The sequence below is a fragment of the Nocardia higoensis NBRC 100133 genome, assembly GCF_000308595.1.
Taxonomy (GTDB): Bacteria; Actinomycetota; Actinomycetes; order Mycobacteriales; family Mycobacteriaceae; genus Nocardia; species Nocardia higoensis.
Map to the genome: position 1 here is coordinate 23,794 of NZ_BAGA01000112.1, position 18,726 is coordinate 42,519.

15 protein-coding genes and 1 tRNA gene are annotated in these 18,726 nt (G+C 70.3%); 11 read left to right on the forward strand and 5 right to left on the reverse strand.

From position 1 onward, the window contains the following. Positions 1-71 precede the first annotated feature (71 nt). Positions 72-1,196, reverse strand: coding sequence for a galactokinase (gene galK / locus ON26_RS20550; RefSeq protein WP_040797871.1), 1,125 nt, complete (start codon positions 1,194-1,196; stop codon positions 72-74). Positions 1,197-1,561: 365 nt separating this feature from the next. Between galK and ON26_RS20555 the strand changes: the two genes are divergently transcribed. After that, the gene (locus tag ON26_RS20555) at positions 1,562-3,298 is read left to right on the forward strand and encodes a GGDEF domain-containing protein (RefSeq protein ID WP_051027297.1); all 1,737 of its coding nucleotides are present in this window, start codon (positions 1,562-1,564) and stop codon (positions 3,296-3,298) included. 19 nt (positions 3,299-3,317) lie between these two features. Here ON26_RS20555 and ON26_RS20560 read toward each other — a convergent pair whose 3' ends face one another. Further along, positions 3,318-4,070 carry a DUF6319 family protein gene (locus tag ON26_RS20560; protein ID WP_040797850.1) on the reverse strand — a complete coding sequence of 251 codons (753 nt, stop codon included), beginning with the start codon at positions 4,068-4,070 and terminating at the stop codon, positions 3,318-3,320. A gap of 169 nt (positions 4,071-4,239) precedes the next feature. Between ON26_RS20560 and ON26_RS20565 the strand changes: the two genes are divergently transcribed. The 4 genes from ON26_RS20565 (at position 4,240) to ON26_RS20580 (ending at position 9,912) form a co-directional block, all read left to right on the forward strand. Further along, entirely contained in the window at positions 4,240-5,280 is a 1,041-nt protein-coding gene (locus ON26_RS20565) for an NAD(P)-dependent alcohol dehydrogenase (protein ID WP_040797851.1), read from the forward strand. Further along, the gene (casG, locus tag ON26_RS20570) at positions 5,277-6,935 is read left to right on the forward strand and encodes a steroid-24-oyl-CoA synthetase (RefSeq protein WP_040797852.1); all 1,659 of its coding nucleotides are present in this window, start codon (positions 5,277-5,279) and stop codon (positions 6,933-6,935) included. The genes ON26_RS20565 and casG overlap by 4 nt, the downstream gene beginning before the upstream one ends. Positions 6,936-6,948: 13 nt before the next feature. Next, a complete protein-coding gene (locus ON26_RS20575; RefSeq protein ID WP_245545926.1) occupies positions 6,949-8,685 on the forward strand; it encodes an N-acyl-D-amino-acid deacylase family protein in 1,737 nt (578 codons plus the stop codon). An 84-nt stretch (positions 8,686-8,769) separates the two neighbouring features. Continuing rightward, a complete protein-coding gene (locus ON26_RS20580; RefSeq protein ID WP_040797854.1) occupies positions 8,770-9,912 on the forward strand; it encodes a DoxX family protein in 1,143 nt (380 codons plus the stop codon). Between the two features lie 201 nt (positions 9,913-10,113). Here the strand turns inward: ON26_RS20580 and ON26_RS20585 are convergent, their stop codons facing one another. After that, positions 10,114-10,701 (reverse strand): helix-turn-helix domain-containing protein, encoded by a 588-nt coding sequence (locus tag ON26_RS20585; protein WP_040797855.1) that lies wholly within the window; start codon positions 10,699-10,701, stop codon positions 10,114-10,116. 84 nt (positions 10,702-10,785) lie between these two features. Here ON26_RS20585 and ON26_RS20590 point away from each other — a divergent pair, with 84 nt between their 5' ends. Next, the gene (locus tag ON26_RS20590) at positions 10,786-11,823 is read left to right on the forward strand and encodes an NAD(P)/FAD-dependent oxidoreductase (RefSeq protein ID WP_083884246.1); all 1,038 of its coding nucleotides are present in this window, start codon (positions 10,786-10,788) and stop codon (positions 11,821-11,823) included. A 251-nt stretch (positions 11,824-12,074) separates the two neighbouring features. Beyond that, positions 12,075-12,263, forward strand: coding sequence for a hypothetical protein (locus ON26_RS20595; RefSeq protein WP_040797856.1), 189 nt, complete (start codon positions 12,075-12,077; stop codon positions 12,261-12,263). Between the two features lie 3 nt (positions 12,264-12,266). Here ON26_RS20595 and ON26_RS20600 read toward each other — a convergent pair whose 3' ends face one another. Continuing rightward, the gene (locus ON26_RS20600) at positions 12,267-13,082 is read right to left on the reverse strand and encodes an amino acid-binding protein (protein WP_040797857.1); all 816 of its coding nucleotides are present in this window, start codon (positions 13,080-13,082) and stop codon (positions 12,267-12,269) included. Positions 13,083-13,342: 260 nt separating this feature from the next. Here ON26_RS20600 and ON26_RS20605 point away from each other — a divergent pair, with 260 nt between their 5' ends. From ON26_RS20605 to ON26_RS20620, 4 genes are all read left to right on the forward strand, one after another. Further along, on the forward strand, positions 13,343-14,623 hold the full coding sequence (locus ON26_RS20605; RefSeq protein ID WP_051027299.1) for a cytochrome P450 family protein: 1,281 nt from the start codon (positions 13,343-13,345) through the stop codon (positions 14,621-14,623). 81 nt (positions 14,624-14,704) lie between these two features. Continuing rightward, a complete protein-coding gene (locus ON26_RS20610) occupies positions 14,705-16,015 on the forward strand; it encodes a cytochrome P450 family protein (protein WP_051027300.1) in 1,311 nt (436 codons plus the stop codon). After that, positions 16,008-17,249, forward strand: a complete 1,242-nt coding sequence (locus tag ON26_RS20615) for a cytochrome P450 family protein (RefSeq protein WP_040797858.1) — start codon at positions 16,008-16,010, stop codon at positions 17,247-17,249. Before ON26_RS20610 ends, ON26_RS20615 begins: the two co-directional genes overlap by 8 nt. A gap of 130 nt (positions 17,250-17,379) precedes the next feature. Continuing rightward, positions 17,380-18,186, forward strand: coding sequence for a nuclear transport factor 2 family protein (locus tag ON26_RS20620; protein WP_040797859.1), 807 nt, complete (start codon positions 17,380-17,382; stop codon positions 18,184-18,186). 292 nt (positions 18,187-18,478) lie between these two features. Here the strand turns inward: ON26_RS20620 and ON26_RS20625 are convergent. Next, a tRNA-Met gene (locus ON26_RS20625) sits at positions 18,479-18,552 on the reverse strand. Between the last annotated feature and the right edge of the window lie 174 nt (positions 18,553-18,726).

Genomic DNA, 18,726 nt, shown 5'->3' on the forward strand with positions numbered 1-18,726 from the left:
GGCACGGGGTCGGGACCTGCCGAAGCCGCGGCCCGGGCGCCGCGGCTTCGGCATGTGACCACCCGGGCAGCTCACGAGGCCGATCGGGCGCCCGGCGCCGGAACCACCGTGAACGTCCGAGGTCTCGGCTGTCCAGCCGTCGCCAGGCGTTGTCCGACCGCGAGGGCGACGGCGGCCGAGCGCGCGCGATCCACGAGAGCGATTGCGCTGCCGCCGAATCCGCCGCCCACCATTCTGGCGCCGTGGGCGCCCGCCGCCAGCGCGGCGTCCACCGCCTCGTCCAGGGCCGGGGTGGATACCTCGAAATCGTCGCGTAGCGATCTGTGTCCCGCGGTGAGGACCGGCCCGATGACACGGGGATCGACTCCCGCGCGCAAGCTGTCGGCGACCGCGAGCACCCGCGCGTTCTCGGTGACCACATGCCGCGCGCGACGCCGCAGCACCGGGTCGTCGATCCGGTTCACATCGCCGGGATCGGCCACATCCCGCAGCGCGCGCACCCCCAATTCCCCCGCAGCGGCTTCGCATTCGGCCCGCCGCCGCGCGTAGCCGCCGCCCGCGTGCGTATGCGGCTCGCCGGTGTCCACCACCAGCAACTCCAGTCCCGCGGCCGCCAAGTCGAAAGGAATCTGCTGGTAACCGTCCCGGCCGTGCGCGCCCGCGGCGGTGAACCGGCGGACGTCCAGCAACAGCGCGTGCCCGGCCGTGCACAGCAGTGCCGCCGACTGGTCGAGCACCCCGGTAGGCGCCCCCGCGTAGTCGTTCTCGGCCGCCACCGCGATCCCGATCAACGCCCGCACGTCGAGCCCGGGGGCGCAGAGATCCCGTATCGCCTGTGCGACAGCGCAGGTCAGCGCCGCCGAACTCGACAGGCCCGCGCCGATCGGCACCGCACCGTCGATCTCGATCTCGATGCCGGGCACCGCATGCCCGCGGGCACGGAATTCGCCGATCACCCCGACGACGTAGCGCGCCCAGGCCGGAATCCGCGCCCGCGCCCCGGCGATCTCGTCGAGCGCGACGGTCACCGGCTCGCCCGGACGCTGCCGGGACGTGATCCGCGCTGTCCGGTCGCCGGTGATGCGGGCGGTGCAGCGCGTCACCAGCGGCAACGCCACGGGCAGGACGAATCCGTCGTTGTAGTCGGTGTGCTCGCCGATGACATTGACCCTGCCCGGAGCGACCCACGTGTTCACCCGGACCATTCTGCTCCGCGCAACCCCACGGCATCACCGGCGGCAATCGCGCCCGGTCATTCCCCGCAAACGATCCCGCCGCGACCGGGTCCGTGCGATTATCAGATCAGTTGTCCAGGTCGCTCGACCTGTCCGCAGCGCTGGGCCGGGACGGCTGTTCATAGCACCACTTCCAGCTCGACAGCGTCGTCGGGGTCGCGATATCGAACGAAGCCGGTATCGGGAGATCGACGTCGCCGCGGAGGAGTCATCTGTGCGGCCTGCCGCACAGATGACCGCGTCGTCAAGGCCGAGGGGGGTTGATGACAGTGATCGAGACAGCTCCGGAAAGTCGCCTGGGCAATTTCCGAACGCGTTGTTGCGTCATGCTTCTGGCCGTCTGGTCGGCCGTGGTCACGGTGCCGCTGCTGGTCGGCGGGCGCTCGCTGTCGCTGGTGACGATGCTGGTCGTCGTGACGGGCGCCATGGTCATGATCGGCTGCGGGTTGCGCACGCACCGGCCCGCGCGACCGCTGCCCTGGTATCTGTTGTCGGGTTCGGCGGGGCTGTTCGCGGCGGGTTCGGCCTTGCGCGATCTCGATGCCGCCGCGGATCAGAGCGCCGATATCTGCCTGCTCGCAGCATATTGCGTCATGGCCGCGGCGGTCGCCACCTGGCTGCGGCCGCGGCGGTTGCGTGGCGACTACGATCTCGCGCTTGACTCGACACTCATCGGACTGGCGGCGCTGCTCGCCTCCTGGACCTTCCTGATCTCACCCGCCGTGGGTTCCGCCACGCCGGTGACCGCCGGGCTGCTGATCGGTCATCCGCTGCTGGGCGCGGTGCTGCTCGCCCTTCTCGCGCATTCGGTCGCCACGGTCGGACGATCGGAAGTCTCGCTGCGCCTGTTGCATCTGGGGCTGGCCGCCGTGCTCGTCGGTGACCTGGTGCACAACCTCGACCACGCCGGGCTGGCGCCGGCCGCTCCGGTCGTCCAGCGCACACCGATGCTGTTGGCCTACGCCGCGATCGGGATCGCGGCACTGCACCCGACCATGGCGGCGCTGGGCGGGCCACACCGGATCCATCCACACCGGTCCAGGCAGCGCGCGAGTGTGATCGCGGGCGCGCTGATCGTGGCATCTCTGGTGCCGGTGCTCGGCTCCACCCTGAACAGCACCGACCGGGTCGTGGTGTCCTCGCTGTTCGCGCTCCTGCTGATCGGGGTGCTGCTGCGCAGCGAACGCGCCATCCAGCGCAGTCAGCGCAGTGAGCGCCGCGCCCAGTACCAGGCCGATCACGACATGCTGACCGGCCTGCTGAATCGTTCGGCGCTGCTGCGGGCGCTCTCCCGCGAGCACACGCCGTGGCGACCGGGCCCCCTCGGCCTGCTCTTCATCGACCTCGACGGCTTCAAGCGGGTGAACGACAATTACGGCCACGCGGTCGGCGACGAATTGATCGCCGACGCCGCGGCCCGCATCCGCCGGGTAGCGGGCCGCGATCCGATCGTGGCCCGCTACGGCGGTGACGAATTCGTGGTGCTCGCCCCGTGCCCCGCGCAGGATTCCGCTGCCCTCGCCGAACGCCTGCTCGCGGCGTTCACCACGCCCTTCGCGCTCAGTGCCGGAGAAGTGCGGGTGACCGCGAGCATCGGCATCGCGAGCACCCCGAGCGGCAGGCAGGGCGTGCTCGTCGACGACCTCATCCGGGACGCGGATGCGGCCATGTATCACGCCAAGGAACGCGCCCTCGGCTACGCGTTCCACCCGAACACCGTCGTCGAGGTCCCCGCCGCCGATCGCGATCCCGCCGAACGGGCCGATAGCGCGGCGGCCTACGCGGGCCTCGACGGCTTGCCCGTCATGGGTCGCGGTAACCGACCGGCGAGCGTCTCGTCTGCGCCGGCGGCGGACGAGACGATGCCGGAATCGACCACTACCGCAAGGGCTTCCACCGGATCCGCGACGCCCGGGTTCGCCGCGGCCGTCACCGCGGCGAGCAGGACGGCCCCCGGCGAGGCGACCGGAAGCACCGGCGCGCCCGCCCCCGGCGCAGCTGCCACCACGCTGACCACCTGGCTCCGGCGTACCGGAAGGCAGACCGCCGGGCGCATGGGTTGAGCCGCGCCGCCCCGTGCGGTCAGGCGTCGAGATCGTCCAACGCGCGCTTGGCCGCTTCCAACTCGGCCTGCAACTGCGCGACCTTCGCCAGCTGCGCTTCTCTGGCCGCGTCGAGCACGCCCGCGACAACCTCGGCGACTTCCGGATGGAGCAGCTTGGCGGCCTGGGCGACGGCGGCGCTGCTCACCGGCAGACCACGCACCGAGCGCTTCTTCCCGGTGACGACCTCCACCGTCCACTCACCGTCGGCGGTGCCCGCCAGGGTGACCGTCACCTCGGGCGTCTTCGCCTTGCGCGCGGGAGCCTTCGCGGCCTTGGCCGGCGCCGGCTTGCTCGACGCGGCCGGATCCGCCGCGGGCGCCGCGGTTTTCGCGGGCTGGGGCTTCGCGGCGTCCTGAGCGGGACGCGGCGCACTCTTCTCGGCCGCGGATGCGCTCGTCGGACTCGGCGACTGGGTCACAGGGGTTTCCTTTCTCGGGGCGGGTTCGGCCCGCCCTGGTGCGGTGGCCGCCTTCTCGCGAGGCGGCTTGGTCACGGTCACTTCGACCGGTGAGAACGACAGCACATCCTTCGAGCCGGTGGGACGCACCTGAAGGAAGTCGCCCTCGGCCGGATCACCCAGGGCGACAACCTTTCCCGACCGGCCTTCGGGTACTCCGACAGCGGCGGCGGTGAACCACACCATCGGTGGGCGGCCCGCCGCGATCTCCGCGGCGATGTGCTGTATCTCGCTGTCGGACAACGGCGTGGGCTTTGTTCGCGGTGAGGGCATGGCGGACTCCGGACGATCATGGGACGGCTGCGTGCCCCAGATGATGCCGCACGGCACCGACAGCGCGCACAGGCGGCGGGCACCTGCGCCCTTCCGGGTGCTGGCGCCGCTCCGACGAACACTGTTAACTTATTGCCCACGTCACAATCGGACGAGGACGATCATATTGATGCACGCACTCCAGGTGACCGGACCGGGCACCCTCGAGCTCAGGACGGTGCCGGTACCCGAGATCGGCCCCGCCGACGTGTTGTTGCGGGTGGGCGCGGCGGGCATCTGCCACTCCGACCTGAACATCGTCGCGTCGACCGACCGGCGGCGCACCGCGCCGCTCACGCTGGGGCACGAGATCGCGGGCACCGTCGAGGCGGTCGGCGCCGAGGTCGTCACTCCGGCGATCGGCGCCCGCGGCGTGGTGTATCCGTGCTGGTCGTGCGGGGTGTGCCGGGAGTGCCTGCGGGGCAACGAGAACGTCTGCCTCGCGGCAGGCCGAGCCGCCATGCCGCCCAGTCCCGGCCTCGACCGCGACGGCGGCATGGCCGAGTACGTGCGCATCCCGGCGCGCGCCTTCGTGCCGATCGGTGATCTCGATTTCCTGCAGGCCGCGCCGCTGGCCGACGCGGCGCTGACCAGCTATCACGCCGTCGCCGGGGCCAGGGAGCAGTTGCTGCCCGGCTCGACCGCCGTGGTCATCGGCGTCGGTGGCCTCGGCCACGTGGCGGTGCAGATCCTGGCCGCCACCACCGCCGCGAGGGTCCTCGCGGTGGATCTCAGCGAGGACAAACTCGCCCTCGCCACCGCCAACGGCGCCGACGAGGGGCTGGTGATCGGCGAGGACACCGCCGCGCTGATCCTCGACCGCACCGGCGGACGCGGCGCCGAGGCGGTCTTCGACTTCGTCGGCGCCGACCAGACGGCCCGGCTCGCGGTGGAGTCGGTGGCGCCCAACGGGGCCTACCGGATGATCGGGCTGAGCGGCGGGACCCCGGAGATCAGCGCGGGGCCCGCGAGCGGTGCGGGCTGGCCGTGGGGCGCGTCGATCCGCAAATCCTACGGCGGCACCCGGTCGGACCTGGTCGAATCCATCGCCCTGGCCCAGTCGGGCAAGCTGCGGGTCGAGGTCGAGCCCTACGAGCTCACCGACGGCCGCGAAGCCATCGACCGGCTCGATCGCGGGCTGGTGCGCGGACGGGCGGTGCTGGTCCCATGACCACTGATCGGCAAGCCGTTCGCCAAGAGCTGGTATCCCGGTTGACCGCGCGGGGCGAGCCGTTCGAGATCGGCCCCGAGGATGTCCTCGGCGTCACGATGCCGGTGTTCACGCATCGGCATCGCGCGCTGCGCGCGGTGCTGACCGAGTCGGCACGGCTGGGCGAGCGCGCATACCTGGTGGACGACAGCCGGCGCGTCTCCTACCGCGACCATCTCGCCGAGGTCGCGGCGCTGGCCGTCGCGCTGCGCGAACGCTACGGCGTCGGCAGGGGCGACCGGGTGGCGATCCTGGCCGCCAACTCCCCGGAGTGGGTCGAGGTGTTCTGGGCCTGCCAGTGCCTCGGCGCCGTCGCGGTCGGCTACAACGCCTGGTGGACGCCGCGGGAGATCGCCTACGCGCTCGGCCACACCCGCCCCGCCGTGCTGGTCGCCGACGCGAAACGCGCCGAACGCCTGGCGGAGGTGGAGCACACGGTGCCGGTACTGAGCATCGAGCACGACGTGCCGGCGTTCTCGGCGGACTTCGCCGGCGCGGAACTCCCCGAAACCGCGGTGGCCGAGGACGATCCGGCCGTCATCCTCTACACCAGCGGCACCAGCGGACGACCCAAGGGCGCTGTCCATTCGCATCGCAACCTGATCGCCGTCATCGACCACCACCGGTTCAACGACGCGCTGGCCGCGGCCTTCGCCGGTCGCGGCCACGACGACGCACCCCGGGGCCGCCGCTTCCTGCTCACCTCACCGCTGTTCCACATCGCCAGCCTGCACAATCTGGTGCTGCCCAGGATGGCCACCGGCGATACCGCCGTCTTCTACCGCGGCGCCTTCGACGGCGAGCGGGTGGCGAGCCTGATCGAGCGGGAACGCATCACCAACTGGGGCGCCATGCCGACGATGGTGCACCGGCTGCTCGCCGCCGAGATCGAACGCCACGACCTGTCCTCGCTGGCCTCGCTGTCGCTGAACTCCGCGCCCTCCCCCGCCGCGCTGCACCGGCAGTTGCGCGAGCGGATCCCGGTCGCGCGCACGGCGCTGTCGACCAGCTACGGCATGACCGAGTGCGCGACCGCGGCGACCCTGGCCACCCCGGCCGAGCTGGCCGAGTTCCCCGACACCGTGGGCAGGCCGATCATCGGCGTGGAACTGGACATCCGCGACGAGTCCGGCGAACCCGCGGGCGTGGGGAGCGAGGGCGAGGTCTGGGTCCGCAGTCCGTACGTCATGCTCGGCTACTGGGCGGACCCGGCCGCGACCGCCGCCGCGATCACCCCGGATCGCTGGTTGCGCACCGGCGACCTCGGCACCGTCGACAACGGCCTGCTGCGCTTGTCGGGCAGGCGTTCGGATCTCATCCTGCGCGGTGGGGAGAACGTCTACCCGACCGAGGTGGAGCAGTGCCTGGACGAGCATCCCGCCGTCGTGGAATGCGCGGTGCTCGGCCTGCCCGACGACGATCTCGGCCAGCAGGTCGCCGCTCTCGTCGTGGTCGGTCACGACATCGGAATCGAGGAATTGCGCGCCTTCGCCGCCGAGCGGCTGGCGTACTACAAAGTGCCCGCCCGCTGGCTGGTCACCACCGCCGCGCTGCCGCGCAATGCGACCGGAAAGGTCGTGCGGGCGGGCCTGACCGACATGTTCACCGCGCCCTGAGGATCGGATCATCATGTACGACACCATCATCGAGAACGCCCGCTGGTTCGACGGCACCGGTGCGCCCTCGGCGATCCGCCACCTCGGGTTGCGCGACGGCCGGGTCGCAGCGGTCTCGGCCGAGCCGCTGGACAAGACCCGCTGCCCGCGCATCATCGACGGCACCGGCAAGTGGGTGCTGCCCGGCATGCTCGACATCCACACCCACTACGACGTGGAGATCCTGGGCTCACCCGCGCTGCTCGAATCGCTGCGGCACGGGATCACGACCGTGCTGGTCGGGTCCTGTTCGATCTCGACGGTGCACGTCGGCGCGGAGACGGCGGGCGATCTGTTCGGCCGGGTGGAAGCGATCCCCCGCGGCCATGTGATCGGCGCGCTCGACCGGTTCAAATCCTGGACGAGCGCGGGCGAGTACGCGCAGGCGCTCGAGCAGTTGCCGCTCGGCCCGAATGTGGCGGCCTTCATCGGCCATTCCGACATGCGCGCGGCCGCCATGGGACTGGACCGCGCCACCCGTACCGACGTGCGCCCTCGAGCCGCCGAACTCGACACGATGGCGCGCTGGCTGGAAGAAGCGCTGGACGCGGGCTTCGTCGGCATGTCCTCGCAGCAACTGCGCTTCGACAAGCTCGACGGCGAGTTCTGCCGCTCACGCACGCTGCCCTCGACCTTCGCCACCACGAAGGAGAAGCGCAGGCTGAACTCGATCCTGCGCAAGCGCGGCCGGGTGCTACAGGGCGGCCCGGACGCCTCGCGCCCGCACACCATCGGTGTGATGGCGGCGAGCAGCCTGGGGTTGTGGCGCCGCTCGTTGAAGGTCAGCCTGCTCTCGGCCGCCGATCTCAAGGCGCTGCCGGTGATCCGGATCTTCGCGATGATGTCCAAGGTGCTCAACGGCCTCGGCGCGAACTTCCGCTGGCAGCATCTGCCGGTGCCGTTCGAGGTCTACGCCGACGGGATCGACCTGGTCATCTTCGAGGAGTTCGGTTCCGGCGCGGCCGCCATGCACCTGTCCAACCAGGTCGAGCGGCGCCGGGAGATGCTCGCCGACCCGGACTACCGTCGGCGCTTCCGCAAGGACTACGACAAGAAGTTCGGGCCGCGAGTGTGGCATCGCGACTTCTTCGACGCCGAGATCGTCGACTGCCCCGATCCGTCGGTGATCGGCAAGTCGTTCGGTCGGGTCGGGCTCGACCGTGGCGGCCTGCATCCGGTGGACGCCTTCCTCGACCTGGTCGTCGAGCACGGCGAGAAGCTGCGCTGGCGCACCACCATCTCCGGTCACCGGCCCGAGATGCTCGACCGCCTCGCCGCGGATCCCGGTGTGCAGATGGGCTTCTCCGACGCGGGCGCGCATCTGCGCAATATGGCCTTCTACAACTTCGGCCTGCGGTTCCTGCGACGCATGTACGACGCCGAGCGGGCGGGCAGGCCGGTGCTGTCGATGGAGCGGGCGGTGCACCGGCTGACCGGCGAACTCGGTGAGTGGTACGGCATCGACGCGGGCCGGTTGCGCGAAGGCGATCGGGCCGATCTGGTCCTGCTCGATCCGGCCCGTCTCGACGACGCGCTCGACGCCTATGCCGAGGCGCCGGTGGCGCAGTACGGCAATCTCGAGCGCATGGTGAACCGCAACGACGCCGCGGTCGAGGCCGTGTTCGTCGGCGGTGAGTACGTCTTCGGCAAGGGCGTCGCGACCGAGACGCTCGGCGTCCGGCGTACCGGAAGGTTTCTGCGCGCGAACTGAACACCGGGTGACCTCGCCGTGTTTGACGCGGCCGGACCAGGGAATCCGGCCCGGGATAAACCACCGAGGAAGGGGTGACGTTCCATGTTGCTGCGCCGACTTGCCCGACCGCTGCTGGCGAGCGCTTTCGTCTATGACGGGGTCGACACGCTGATGAACCCCGAGCCGCGCGCCAAAGCCGCGGCCGCGCTTCCGGAGAGCGTGGCGAGCCGGCTGCCCGCCGACCCGGACACCGTCATCAAGGTCAACGCCGTCGCGCAGGTCTCCGGCGGCGTACTGCTGGCGCTCGGCAAGGCTCCCCGGCTGGCCTCGATCGTGCTGGCCGCTTCCGTGCTGCCCTCCACGGTCACCCAGCAGAATTTCTGGGCCGAGCCGGACCCCGACAAGAAACAGGCAAAACGCACCGCGTTCATCAAGGATGTGAGCCTGCTCGGCGGTCTGCTCATCGCGGGCGCCGACACCGAGGGCAAGCCCTCACTGGGCTGGCGCGGCCGCCGGGCCGCCCGCACCGCCGCCGCGAGTGTCTCCGCCGCCCTGCCCTTCGGGGCGAGCGCGGGCGAGGGCAGCACCGGCGAGGCGCTGCAGCACTACGCCCACGACGCCGCCGAGCGCGCGAAGGAACTCGGCTCGGTGGCGGCGGCGAAGGGTTCCGAGCTGGCCGGGACGGTCCAGACACACGGCCCCGAATGGGCCGCGACCGCCAAGGAACGCGGGGCCGCCCTGGTCAGCGCGGCCAAGGAACGCGCCGTCCCACTGGCGGAAACCGCCAAGGAGCGCACCGCACCGCTGGCGCTCACCGCGAAGGAACGCGGCGCCGAACTGGCCGAGACCGCCAAAGAACGCGGGGCCGAACTCGCCGAAGTGGCCAGGGAACGGGGCGCCGAGTTGAGTGGTCGCGCCAAGTACCGCGGCGCGGAACTGAGCGACATCGCCAAGCACCGCAGCGCCGAACTGGCCGACATCGCCAAGGAACGCGGCGCCGAACTCGGCGACCGGACCAAGCATCGCGGCGCCGAATTCAGCAGCCTCGCCAAGCATCGCGGCGCAGGGCTCGCGGAGGTGGCCAAGGAGCGCGGCGCAGAACTCGGTGATCGGGCCAGGCATCGCGGCGCCGAACTGAGCGACATCGCCAGGCACCGCAGCGCCGAACTGGCCGACATCGCCAAGGAACGCGGCGCCGAGCTGGGCGAGCGCGCCGGGCGACGCGGCCTGTTCGGCCGCGGCTAGAACACCGGGGTACCGAACACAGACGTGCTCTCGGGCCTGTCCCGATCGTCGGGCGAACGCTCCGGACGATCGGATCGGGCGATCGCGCGGCCGAGCAGAGCCTCCTGCCGCGCACCGGGAGCAACTCGGGTGCCGTCGCCGATTCCTCCGGCCTCGCCCCGCGCTCATCAGGGAGGGCGCGGGTCGAGGTCCGGATCGGGGCTACTCCGAGGCCGCAGGGCGAGCGCGCAGGTGGGCGCGCTCGCCCTGTTTTCCGAACAGGCTCAGGAATTCCACCGGGTGCTCGTCGGCCGCGCCGAACCAGTGCGGCACCCTGGTGTCGAATTCGGCGGCTTCACCCGGCGCGAGAATCAGGTCGTGCTCGCCGAGGACCATTCGCAACCGTCCGTTCAGCACGTAGAGCCATTCGTAGCCTTCGTGGGTCTTCGGCTCGGGCACACGCCGATCGCTGCCCGCGGGGATGATCAGCTTGTAGGCCTGGATGCCGCCCGCGCGCCGGGTCAGCGGCAGCATCGTCATGCCGAAACGGGTCACCGGGCGCAGGTGGATGCGCGGGTCGCCGGTGGGTGGCGCGCCGACCAACTCGTCCAGGGTGACGCCGTGTGCCTTGGCCAGCGGGAGCAGCAACTCCAGGGTGGGCCTTCGGGTGCCCGATTCCAGCCGCGACAGGGTGCTCACCGAGATTCCGGTGGTAGCCGACAGGTCGTTCAACGTGGTCTCACGTTGCTTGCGCAGGGCACGCAGCCGCGGCCCCACCGCATCCAACGCTTGGTCCAGATCTTCATCCACGCCTACCAGTTTGCCACGTCGGCAAATTACATTGCCGATTCTGTAGCAGGTCCGGCACAGTCGGACGCCGAGGAGGTGGTCGAGATGACCGGAAATGGACAAGGATCGGCGCAGCGGGAAATGGCCGGATACGACGTGGTGGTGATCGGCGGCGCGGCCGCGGGACTGGGTGGCGCGCTGATGCTCGCCCGAGCACGCCGATCGGTGCTGGTGCTGGATGCGGGCGCGGCGCGCAACCGGTTCGCCGACGGTGTGCACGCCCTGTTCGGCCTCGATGGGATCGCGCCGGCGGATCTGTTCGAGCGCGGCCGCGCGGATGTGCTGCGCTACGGCGGGCGGATCGAGGCCGGCGAGGTGGTGCGAGCGCGCCGGACCGAGGCCGGTTTCGAGGTGACCACGGCCGACGGACGGACCGTGCGAGCCCGTCGGCTGCTGGTGACGACCGGACTGGTCGACGAACTGCCCGACATCCCCGGCGTGCGGGAACGCTGGGGGCGCGATGTCGTGCACTGCCCGTACTGCCACGGCTGGGAGGTGCGCGATCAGCCGATCGGCGTGCTGGCCACCGGCCCGCACGCGCTCCACCAGGCGCAACTGTTCCGGCAGTGGAGCGACGACATCGTGCTGTTCACCCACACCACCGCCCCGCCCGCCGCCGAGCAGGCCGAGGAACTGACCGCCCGCGGCATCCGCGTCGTGCCGGGCGAGGTCGCCGGCATCGACGTCGAGCACGACCGGATCACCGGCGTACGCCTGACGGACGGCGAAGTCGTCGCCCGGACGACGCTGGTGGTCGCGCCTCGCATGATCGCCCGCGCCGGATTCCTCGCCGACCTCGGCCTGCACCCGGTCGACCACCCGTCGGGCTCGGGAACGCACATCCCCGCCGACCCCGTGGGAGGCGCTACCGCGGTCGACGGCGTATGGGTCGCGGGCAATATCACCGATCCCTCGGCGCAGGTCGGCCCGTCGGCGGCAGCGGGCGCCAACGCGGCCGCCCGGATCAACGCCGATCTCGTCACCGAGGACATCGGGGCGGCGGTCACAGCGGCCCGTAGCGGCTCCGAGCAGCCCGTCCGACCAGCGGCCCGCGACCGGATCCGGCGCCCCGCGATCCGGTAGGCACCGATCCGAGCGGACGCCTGCGCCGAATCTCGGGTGGACGTTCGTCCTGAATCCAGCCACGGCGGGGCGGACGTCCGGTTGGGTGCGACAGCACCGCCGGAGCCGGGTTCCGCTCATGCCCGCCCGGCGGTGCTCCCACCGGACTATGCTGTCCGGTTGTGCGGTGCCAGCGGCGGCAGTCACGGTGGAGTAGAACCGGTCGTCGCAGGTCACACCGCCGATCCCAGCAGTCGGAAGGTGTTCATCGCGTGGATCTCCACCCCCAGGAATTGCCCGCCGATGATCTGCGCGCCGTGGACAGGCTCAGCTCTCCTGTACTCGCCCACCTCCTGCGTGCCGCCGCCGGCCTGTCCCGCGAGTCCGTCGATCTGCTCGCGTCCATGGCCGAACGCCTGCGCGCCGCCGAAGGCGCGCTCCCCGACCCGGCCGGCTACTGACCCTCAGATCCGCCGCACCGAACGCGCCAGATCGCACAGCCGATGCGCGCGTGCGGTTTCCGCCGGGGTGAACGGCTCGTCGGCACGGACGAACCGCAGCACCGCATCGGCGTGGGGCAGTTCCAGGGTGGTCTCCGGCAGTCCGGGCGGCCCGGGGTCCGCGCCGGGGGCGAGATAGCGGGCGCCGAGCAGTTCGGCTACCGCGAGCGGCAGTTCGTCCGGATCGGCGGCGACCCGCGCGGCGATACCCAAGGCTTTGGTCTGGCCGTCGATCAGCGTCAGCGCCGACGCCCGCCACACGCCCACCGCGCGGCCGCCGGCCTGGGTCAGCAGGGCCTCCAGCGCGGGCTTGCCGAGTTCCTCCGGCGCCGAGACCACCAGCTCGTCGAGCACATCGGATTCCAGCCGATGCACGTGCACCGCCAGGATGTTCACCCGCCGGTGCGCCAGCCGCGCGGTCAGCGCCTCCAATTGTCCCGGCCGATCGGCCAGGCGCACCCGGATCCGCCACAGCGCGGGCGCGGCATCGGCGGTCTCGCGCAGCCGCAGCTCGCTCTTGTGCAGCCACCGGCCGAGCAACCGCATGGCGGAGGGCTCGACCACCCAGATCACCAGGATGGTGGTGATGACGGTCAGCAGCAGCACGGTCACCAGATACGGCGGATGCCAGCGGATCACCGCCGCGTGCAGCAGCAGTTCCACCGGGAAGACCGCGGCCAGTTTGGCGATCGCGAGTCGTTTGCGCGGCGGATGCGGCAACCGCCCGCACACATCGCACGCGAGGGAATGAAGTCGCAGTCGGGCTGAAGTCGGCCTCATGACCCGAGACTCGCCACCGCTCGTTTCCTCGACCGTACTCTTCGGTAACAACGCGATGACGGAGTGGGCGCATTCTCCCGACCAGGGCATATCAATGCGTGAGTGCTACCACAACCGATGAGTCCCGGTCTGCCGCAGCACATTCCCGAATCCTGCGGCGAAAATGTGCTATCGGCGTGGCCCCGATCCACCGAAACAGCGCGTCACCGCTGTTACGGTGGATTCGCCGGCCGGGCACGGCGCGAGGCGAACCCTGGGAGATGCACTTGACCGACACGTCGTCTTTCTCCGCGATCGACACATCGTCACCGTCCGGAGGCTGCCCGGTCCGTGCAGCCTCCCCGGCCGAGATCGAGGGTCCTCGCGTGGCGCTGTTCACCCAGGAGTTCGCCGATGATCCGCATCATTTCTACCGCGAGATGCGCAGGGCGCACGGCTCTCTGGCACCGGTCGAGATAGCACCCGGCGTGCCCGCCACCCTGGTGGTGGATTACGCGACCGCGGTGCGCGTCCTCAACGATCCCGAGCACTTCCCCGCCGACCCCCGGGTGTGGCAGCGCGACATCCCCGAGGACTGCCCGGTCCGGCCGATGATGGCATGGCTGCCGAACGCCCTGCGCAGCAGCGGGACAGCACACGAACGCTACCGCGAGGCCTACACCGCCGCCGTCGACGGCATCGACCTGCACACCCTGCACCGCACCGTCGAACGCGTCGCGATCCCGCTCATCAACGACTTCTGCACCACCGGATCCGCCGATCTGGTGGCGCAGTACGCTTTCCCGCTCGCCTTCGAAGCGCTCAACCAGATCGTCGGCTGCCCGGCCGAGCTCGGCAGGCGCCTGCCCGCGGGCATGGCGGCGCTGTTCGACACGGTGAATGCCGCCTGGGGCATGCAGACTCTCACCGAGGCACTGCTGGAGCTGGTGCAGCTGCGTCGCGCCGAGCCCGGCGACGATGTGACCACCCGGCTGATCCAGCACCCGGCACAACTCACCGACGAGGAACTGATCGCCCAGATCATGGCCTTCTACGGCGCGGGCATCGAGCCGCAGCGGAATCTGATCACGAACACGCTGCTGCTCATGCTCAGCGACGAACGTTTCGGCGGCAACATGCTCGGCGGCGCGCTGTCCACCCGCGACGCCCTCGACGAGGTGCTCTTCAACGATCCGCCGATCTCCAACTTCTGCACCAGCTACCCCCGACAGCCCGTCCTGCTCGACGACGCCTGGCTGCCCGCGCACCAGCCGGTGCTGATCGGCCTGACCGCGGCCAACACCGATCCCGCCATCCGGGGCGGCGACCGCACGGGTAACCGCTCGCATCTGGCCTGGGGCGCGGGACCGCATGCCTGCCCGGCCCGTTCGGTCGCCTACCTGGTGTGTCAGGACGCCATCGATCAGCTCATGGACGCGCTGCCGGAAATTCGCCTGGCCGTTCCCGCCAGCCGATTGCACTGGCGAAGCGGACCTTTCCATCGCGCCCTGTCGGCTCTGCCGGTGGAGTTTCCGCCCTCGCCGCGCCTGCCGGTGGAGTAATCGGCAGCGAGTTCGCGTGAATGATTCACCGCTCGAGCGTTTCTCGCATGACTGCTACCGTGGGGTCTCCGCCGATCACCAATGGGAGACGTATTCTTGACCAACCCATCGTTGTTCACCACAGCCGCCACGTCCTCGCAGCCCACCGGCTGCCCTGTGCAGCACGGTTCTCCGATCGACACCGACGGCCCCCGCGTACCCCTGCACACCCCCGAGTTCGCCGCCGATCCACACCGGTTCTATCGCGAAATGCGCGAGCACTACGGTTCTCTCGCTCCCATCGAGATCTCTCCCGGTGTCCCCGCCACGCTCGTGGTCGGTTACGAGACCGCGGTGCGCGTCCTCAACGACCCCGAGCACTTCCCCGCCGATCCCCGGGTCTGGCAGCAGAGCATCCCCGAGGACAGCCCCATCCGGCCCATGATGGAGTGGTATCCGAACGCGTTGCGTAACACCGGATCCGCGCATCTGCGCTACCGGCACGCCTACACGGCGGCCATCGACGGCATCGATCTGCACTCGCTGCACAACACCGTCGAGCGGATCGCGGTCCCGCTGATCAACGAGTTCTGCACCACCGGATCGGCGGATCTGGTGACGCAGTATGCCTTCCCGCTGGCCTTCGAGGTCCTCAACAAGATGGTCGGGTGCTCGACCGAACTCGGCGCGCGGGTGGCCACCGGCATGGCCGCGCTTTTCGACACGGTGAACGCGGCCTGGGGCATGCAGACCCTCAGCGAGGCGCTGATGGAGCTGATCCACATGCGTCGCGCCGAGCCGGGCGACGACGTCACCTCGCGGATGGCTCACCATCCGTCCGCACTCACCGACGAGGAGCTGCTGGCGAACCTGATCAGCTTCTACGGCGCGGGCATCGAACCACAGCAGAACCTGATCGCCAACACGCTGCTGCTCATGCTCACCGACGAACGCTTCGGCGGCAACATGCTCGGCGGCGCGCTGTCCACCCGCGACGCCCTCGACGAGGTGCTCTTCAACGATCCGCCGATCTCCAACTTCTGCACCAGCTACCCCCGACAGCCCGTCCTGCTCGACGACGCCTGGCTGCCCGCGCACCAGCCGGTGCTCGTCGGCCTGACCGCGGCCAACACCGACCCGGCCATCCGGGGCGGCAACCGCACCGGCAATCGCTCGCATCTGGCCTGGGGCGCGGGACCGCATGCCTGCCCGGCTCGTTCGGTCGCCTACCTGGTCTGCCAGGACGCCATCGACCAGTTGCTCGACGCCATCCCCGAGATGGAACTGGCCGTGCCCACGAACGAATTGACTTGGCGCCCCGGACCTTTCCATCGCGCGATGACAGCTCTTCCGGTTGAATTCTCTGCGTCACCCAGATTGCTGATCAACGAAGGAGCCTCTCCCCGTGGCTGATACGACAAGCGAGCCGATTCCACTGGATGTGACCGGCGCGGACATCCAGGGTGAGCTGGCGCGCATCCGCGCCCGCGGTCCCGTCGCCCTGGTCGCCCTGCCCGGCGGCGTGCCCGCCTGGTCGGCGACCGATGCCGCCGCGCTCGAGAGCCTGCTCGCCGACCCGCGGGTTTCCAAGGATCCGCGTCAGCACTGGTCCGCCTTCATCAACGGCGAGATCACCCAGGACTGGCCGATGTTCTCGTGGGTGGCGGTGGACAATATGTTCACCGCCTACGGCGCCGATCACCGCAGGCTGCGCAAGCTCGTCGCGCCCGCGTTCACCCACCGGCGCACCACCGCGCTGCGTCCTCGCATCGAGGCGCTCACCGCCGAGTTGCTCGACGCGCTCGAGGCCACCCCGGCCGGCCGGATCGCCGATCTGCGGGAGAGCTATGCCTACCCGGTGCCGATCCAGGTCATCACCGAACTGCTCGGCGTGCCCGATCACCTCGGTCCCGGCCTGCGCAAGTGCGTGGACACCTACTTCGACACCTCGACCGGCCCCGAGGCCGCGATGGCCAACTACGTCGAGATGTACGGCCTGGTCAGCGAACTCGTCGCCTACCGCACCGAGAACCCGGGTGACGACATCACCAGCGTGCTCGTGACCACCCGCGACGAGGAGGGTTCGCAGCTCACCCAGAAGGAGCTCGTCGACACCCTGATGCTGACGATCAACGCCGGTCACGAGACCACCGTGAACCTGCTCGATCAGGCGATCGTCGCGCTGCTCACCCATCCCGAGCAGCTCGCCGACGCGATGGCGGGCCGGGTGAGCTGGTCGGAGGTGATCGAGGAGACACTGCGCTACCAGGCTCCGGTCGCCCATCTGCCGCTGCGCTACGCGGTGGAGGACATCCGGATCGGCGATCAGACCATCGGTAAGGGCGAGGCGATCCTGGCCTCCTACGCCGGCGCCGGTCGCGACCCGAAGGTACACGGCGAGACCGCCGACCGGTTCGATGTGCATCGCGAGAAGAAGGACCACCTCGCCTTCGGGCACGGCGCGCACCACTGCATCGGCGCTCCGCTGGCCCGGCTGGAGGCGTCCATCGCGCTGCCCGCACTCTTCGCGCGGTTCCCGAAGCTGGCCTTCGCCCAGGATCCGGCGACGCTGCCGACGATCGGCAGCTTCGTCTCCAACGGTCACCAGATCCTGCCCGTCCACCTGCACGGCACGCCGGAGAGCTGACGGCATCGACCGGGCTGCGGTGGCCCGAATCACCCGGGGCCACCGCACCCGATCGAAAAACTAGAACTCGTTCTACGATGTGAGCATCCCGGGCCGCACCCGGTTCGGATCGCGATCACGGAGGACTGTCATGCCGCCCGAGCCCACCGCCGCCGACCTGCCGGCAGCCGTGCAGGCCTCCCCCCGCGCCGTCGCGGCCCACGACAAGGACGCCTGGGTGGGCCTGTTCGCCCCGGACGCCGCCGTCAACGACCCGGTCGGCTCCACCCCGCACATCGGCCCGGCCGCCATAGGCCGCTTCTACGACACCTTCATCGCGCCCAACACCATCGCCTTCCACGTCGACCGCGACCTGATCGCCGGCCACACCGTGGTCCGGGATCTGTCCATCGAGACCACCATGTCCACCGGCGCGACCGTCCTGGTCCCGATGCACCTGCGCTATGACCTCGCCGACGCTCCCGGCGGCCTGCGGATCACCCGCCTGGCCGCCCACTGGGAGCTGGCCCCGATGGTGCTGCGCCTGCTGCGCACCGGCCTGCCCGGCCTCGGCGCCGCCGCCGTCCTCGGCCCCCGCCTGATCCGCAATCAGGGCATCGGCGGCGCGCTGGGCATGACCAAGGCCCTCACCGGCGTCGGGCGCGCGGGAAAATCCGTCGTGAGCCGGCTCTTCGCGGCCGCCGCCGACACCGACCTGCCCGCCGTGCGGGAACTGCTCAGCGACCGCGCAGAGATCGCCGTGCCCGCGGGCCGCCGCGTGTCGGTCGAGGAGTTCACCAACCGCGCGCGCAACCTCCGTTGGGAGAAGATGCTCGCCGCAGGGCGCTGGATCACCACCTCGATCGAGATCGGCGCCGCCCACGGTGTCGCCATGATCGAATTCGCCCCGAAATCACTGCACATCACCCGCCTCGAGATCTTCCTCGACCAGCCCTGAGCCTCGATCCGCTTCCCCACCCAGGTCCAGCGCGTACACGAAGAACTCGCCGGGCCTCGCCATCCGGTCCGGCTTCGATAGATGGAGCCCCTGCGGCGTGAGACCGGACCCGATGAGCAGCCGGCGGATTCCGCGGTCTACCGGGCTTCCCGTGCCCGAACGCCCGGGACGGGATCGGCGGGAGTGGCACGACTTCGGTCGGGGCGACGAGGCAGCCGATCGCCGCGAACAGGTCGGGACACAACAAAAAGGCTCGGGCCGGAGAGTGTGAACTCTCCGGCCCGAGCCGTCGTAGCGGGGACAGGATTTGAACCTGCGACCTCTGGGTTATGAGCCCAGCGAGCTACCGAGCTGCTCCACCCCGCGTCGGTAACCACAACATTACACACAGGTGCACACAGAAGGCAAATCGCCTTGTCGGCGGACATATTCCCAGGTCAGGGCGATGCCACCGAATCCTGCCGGCCGGGTGACGACGAGTCGATGACCTGTTCGCCGACGGTGGAATTTCGCGCCACACACGCCTTGCGACACATTGAC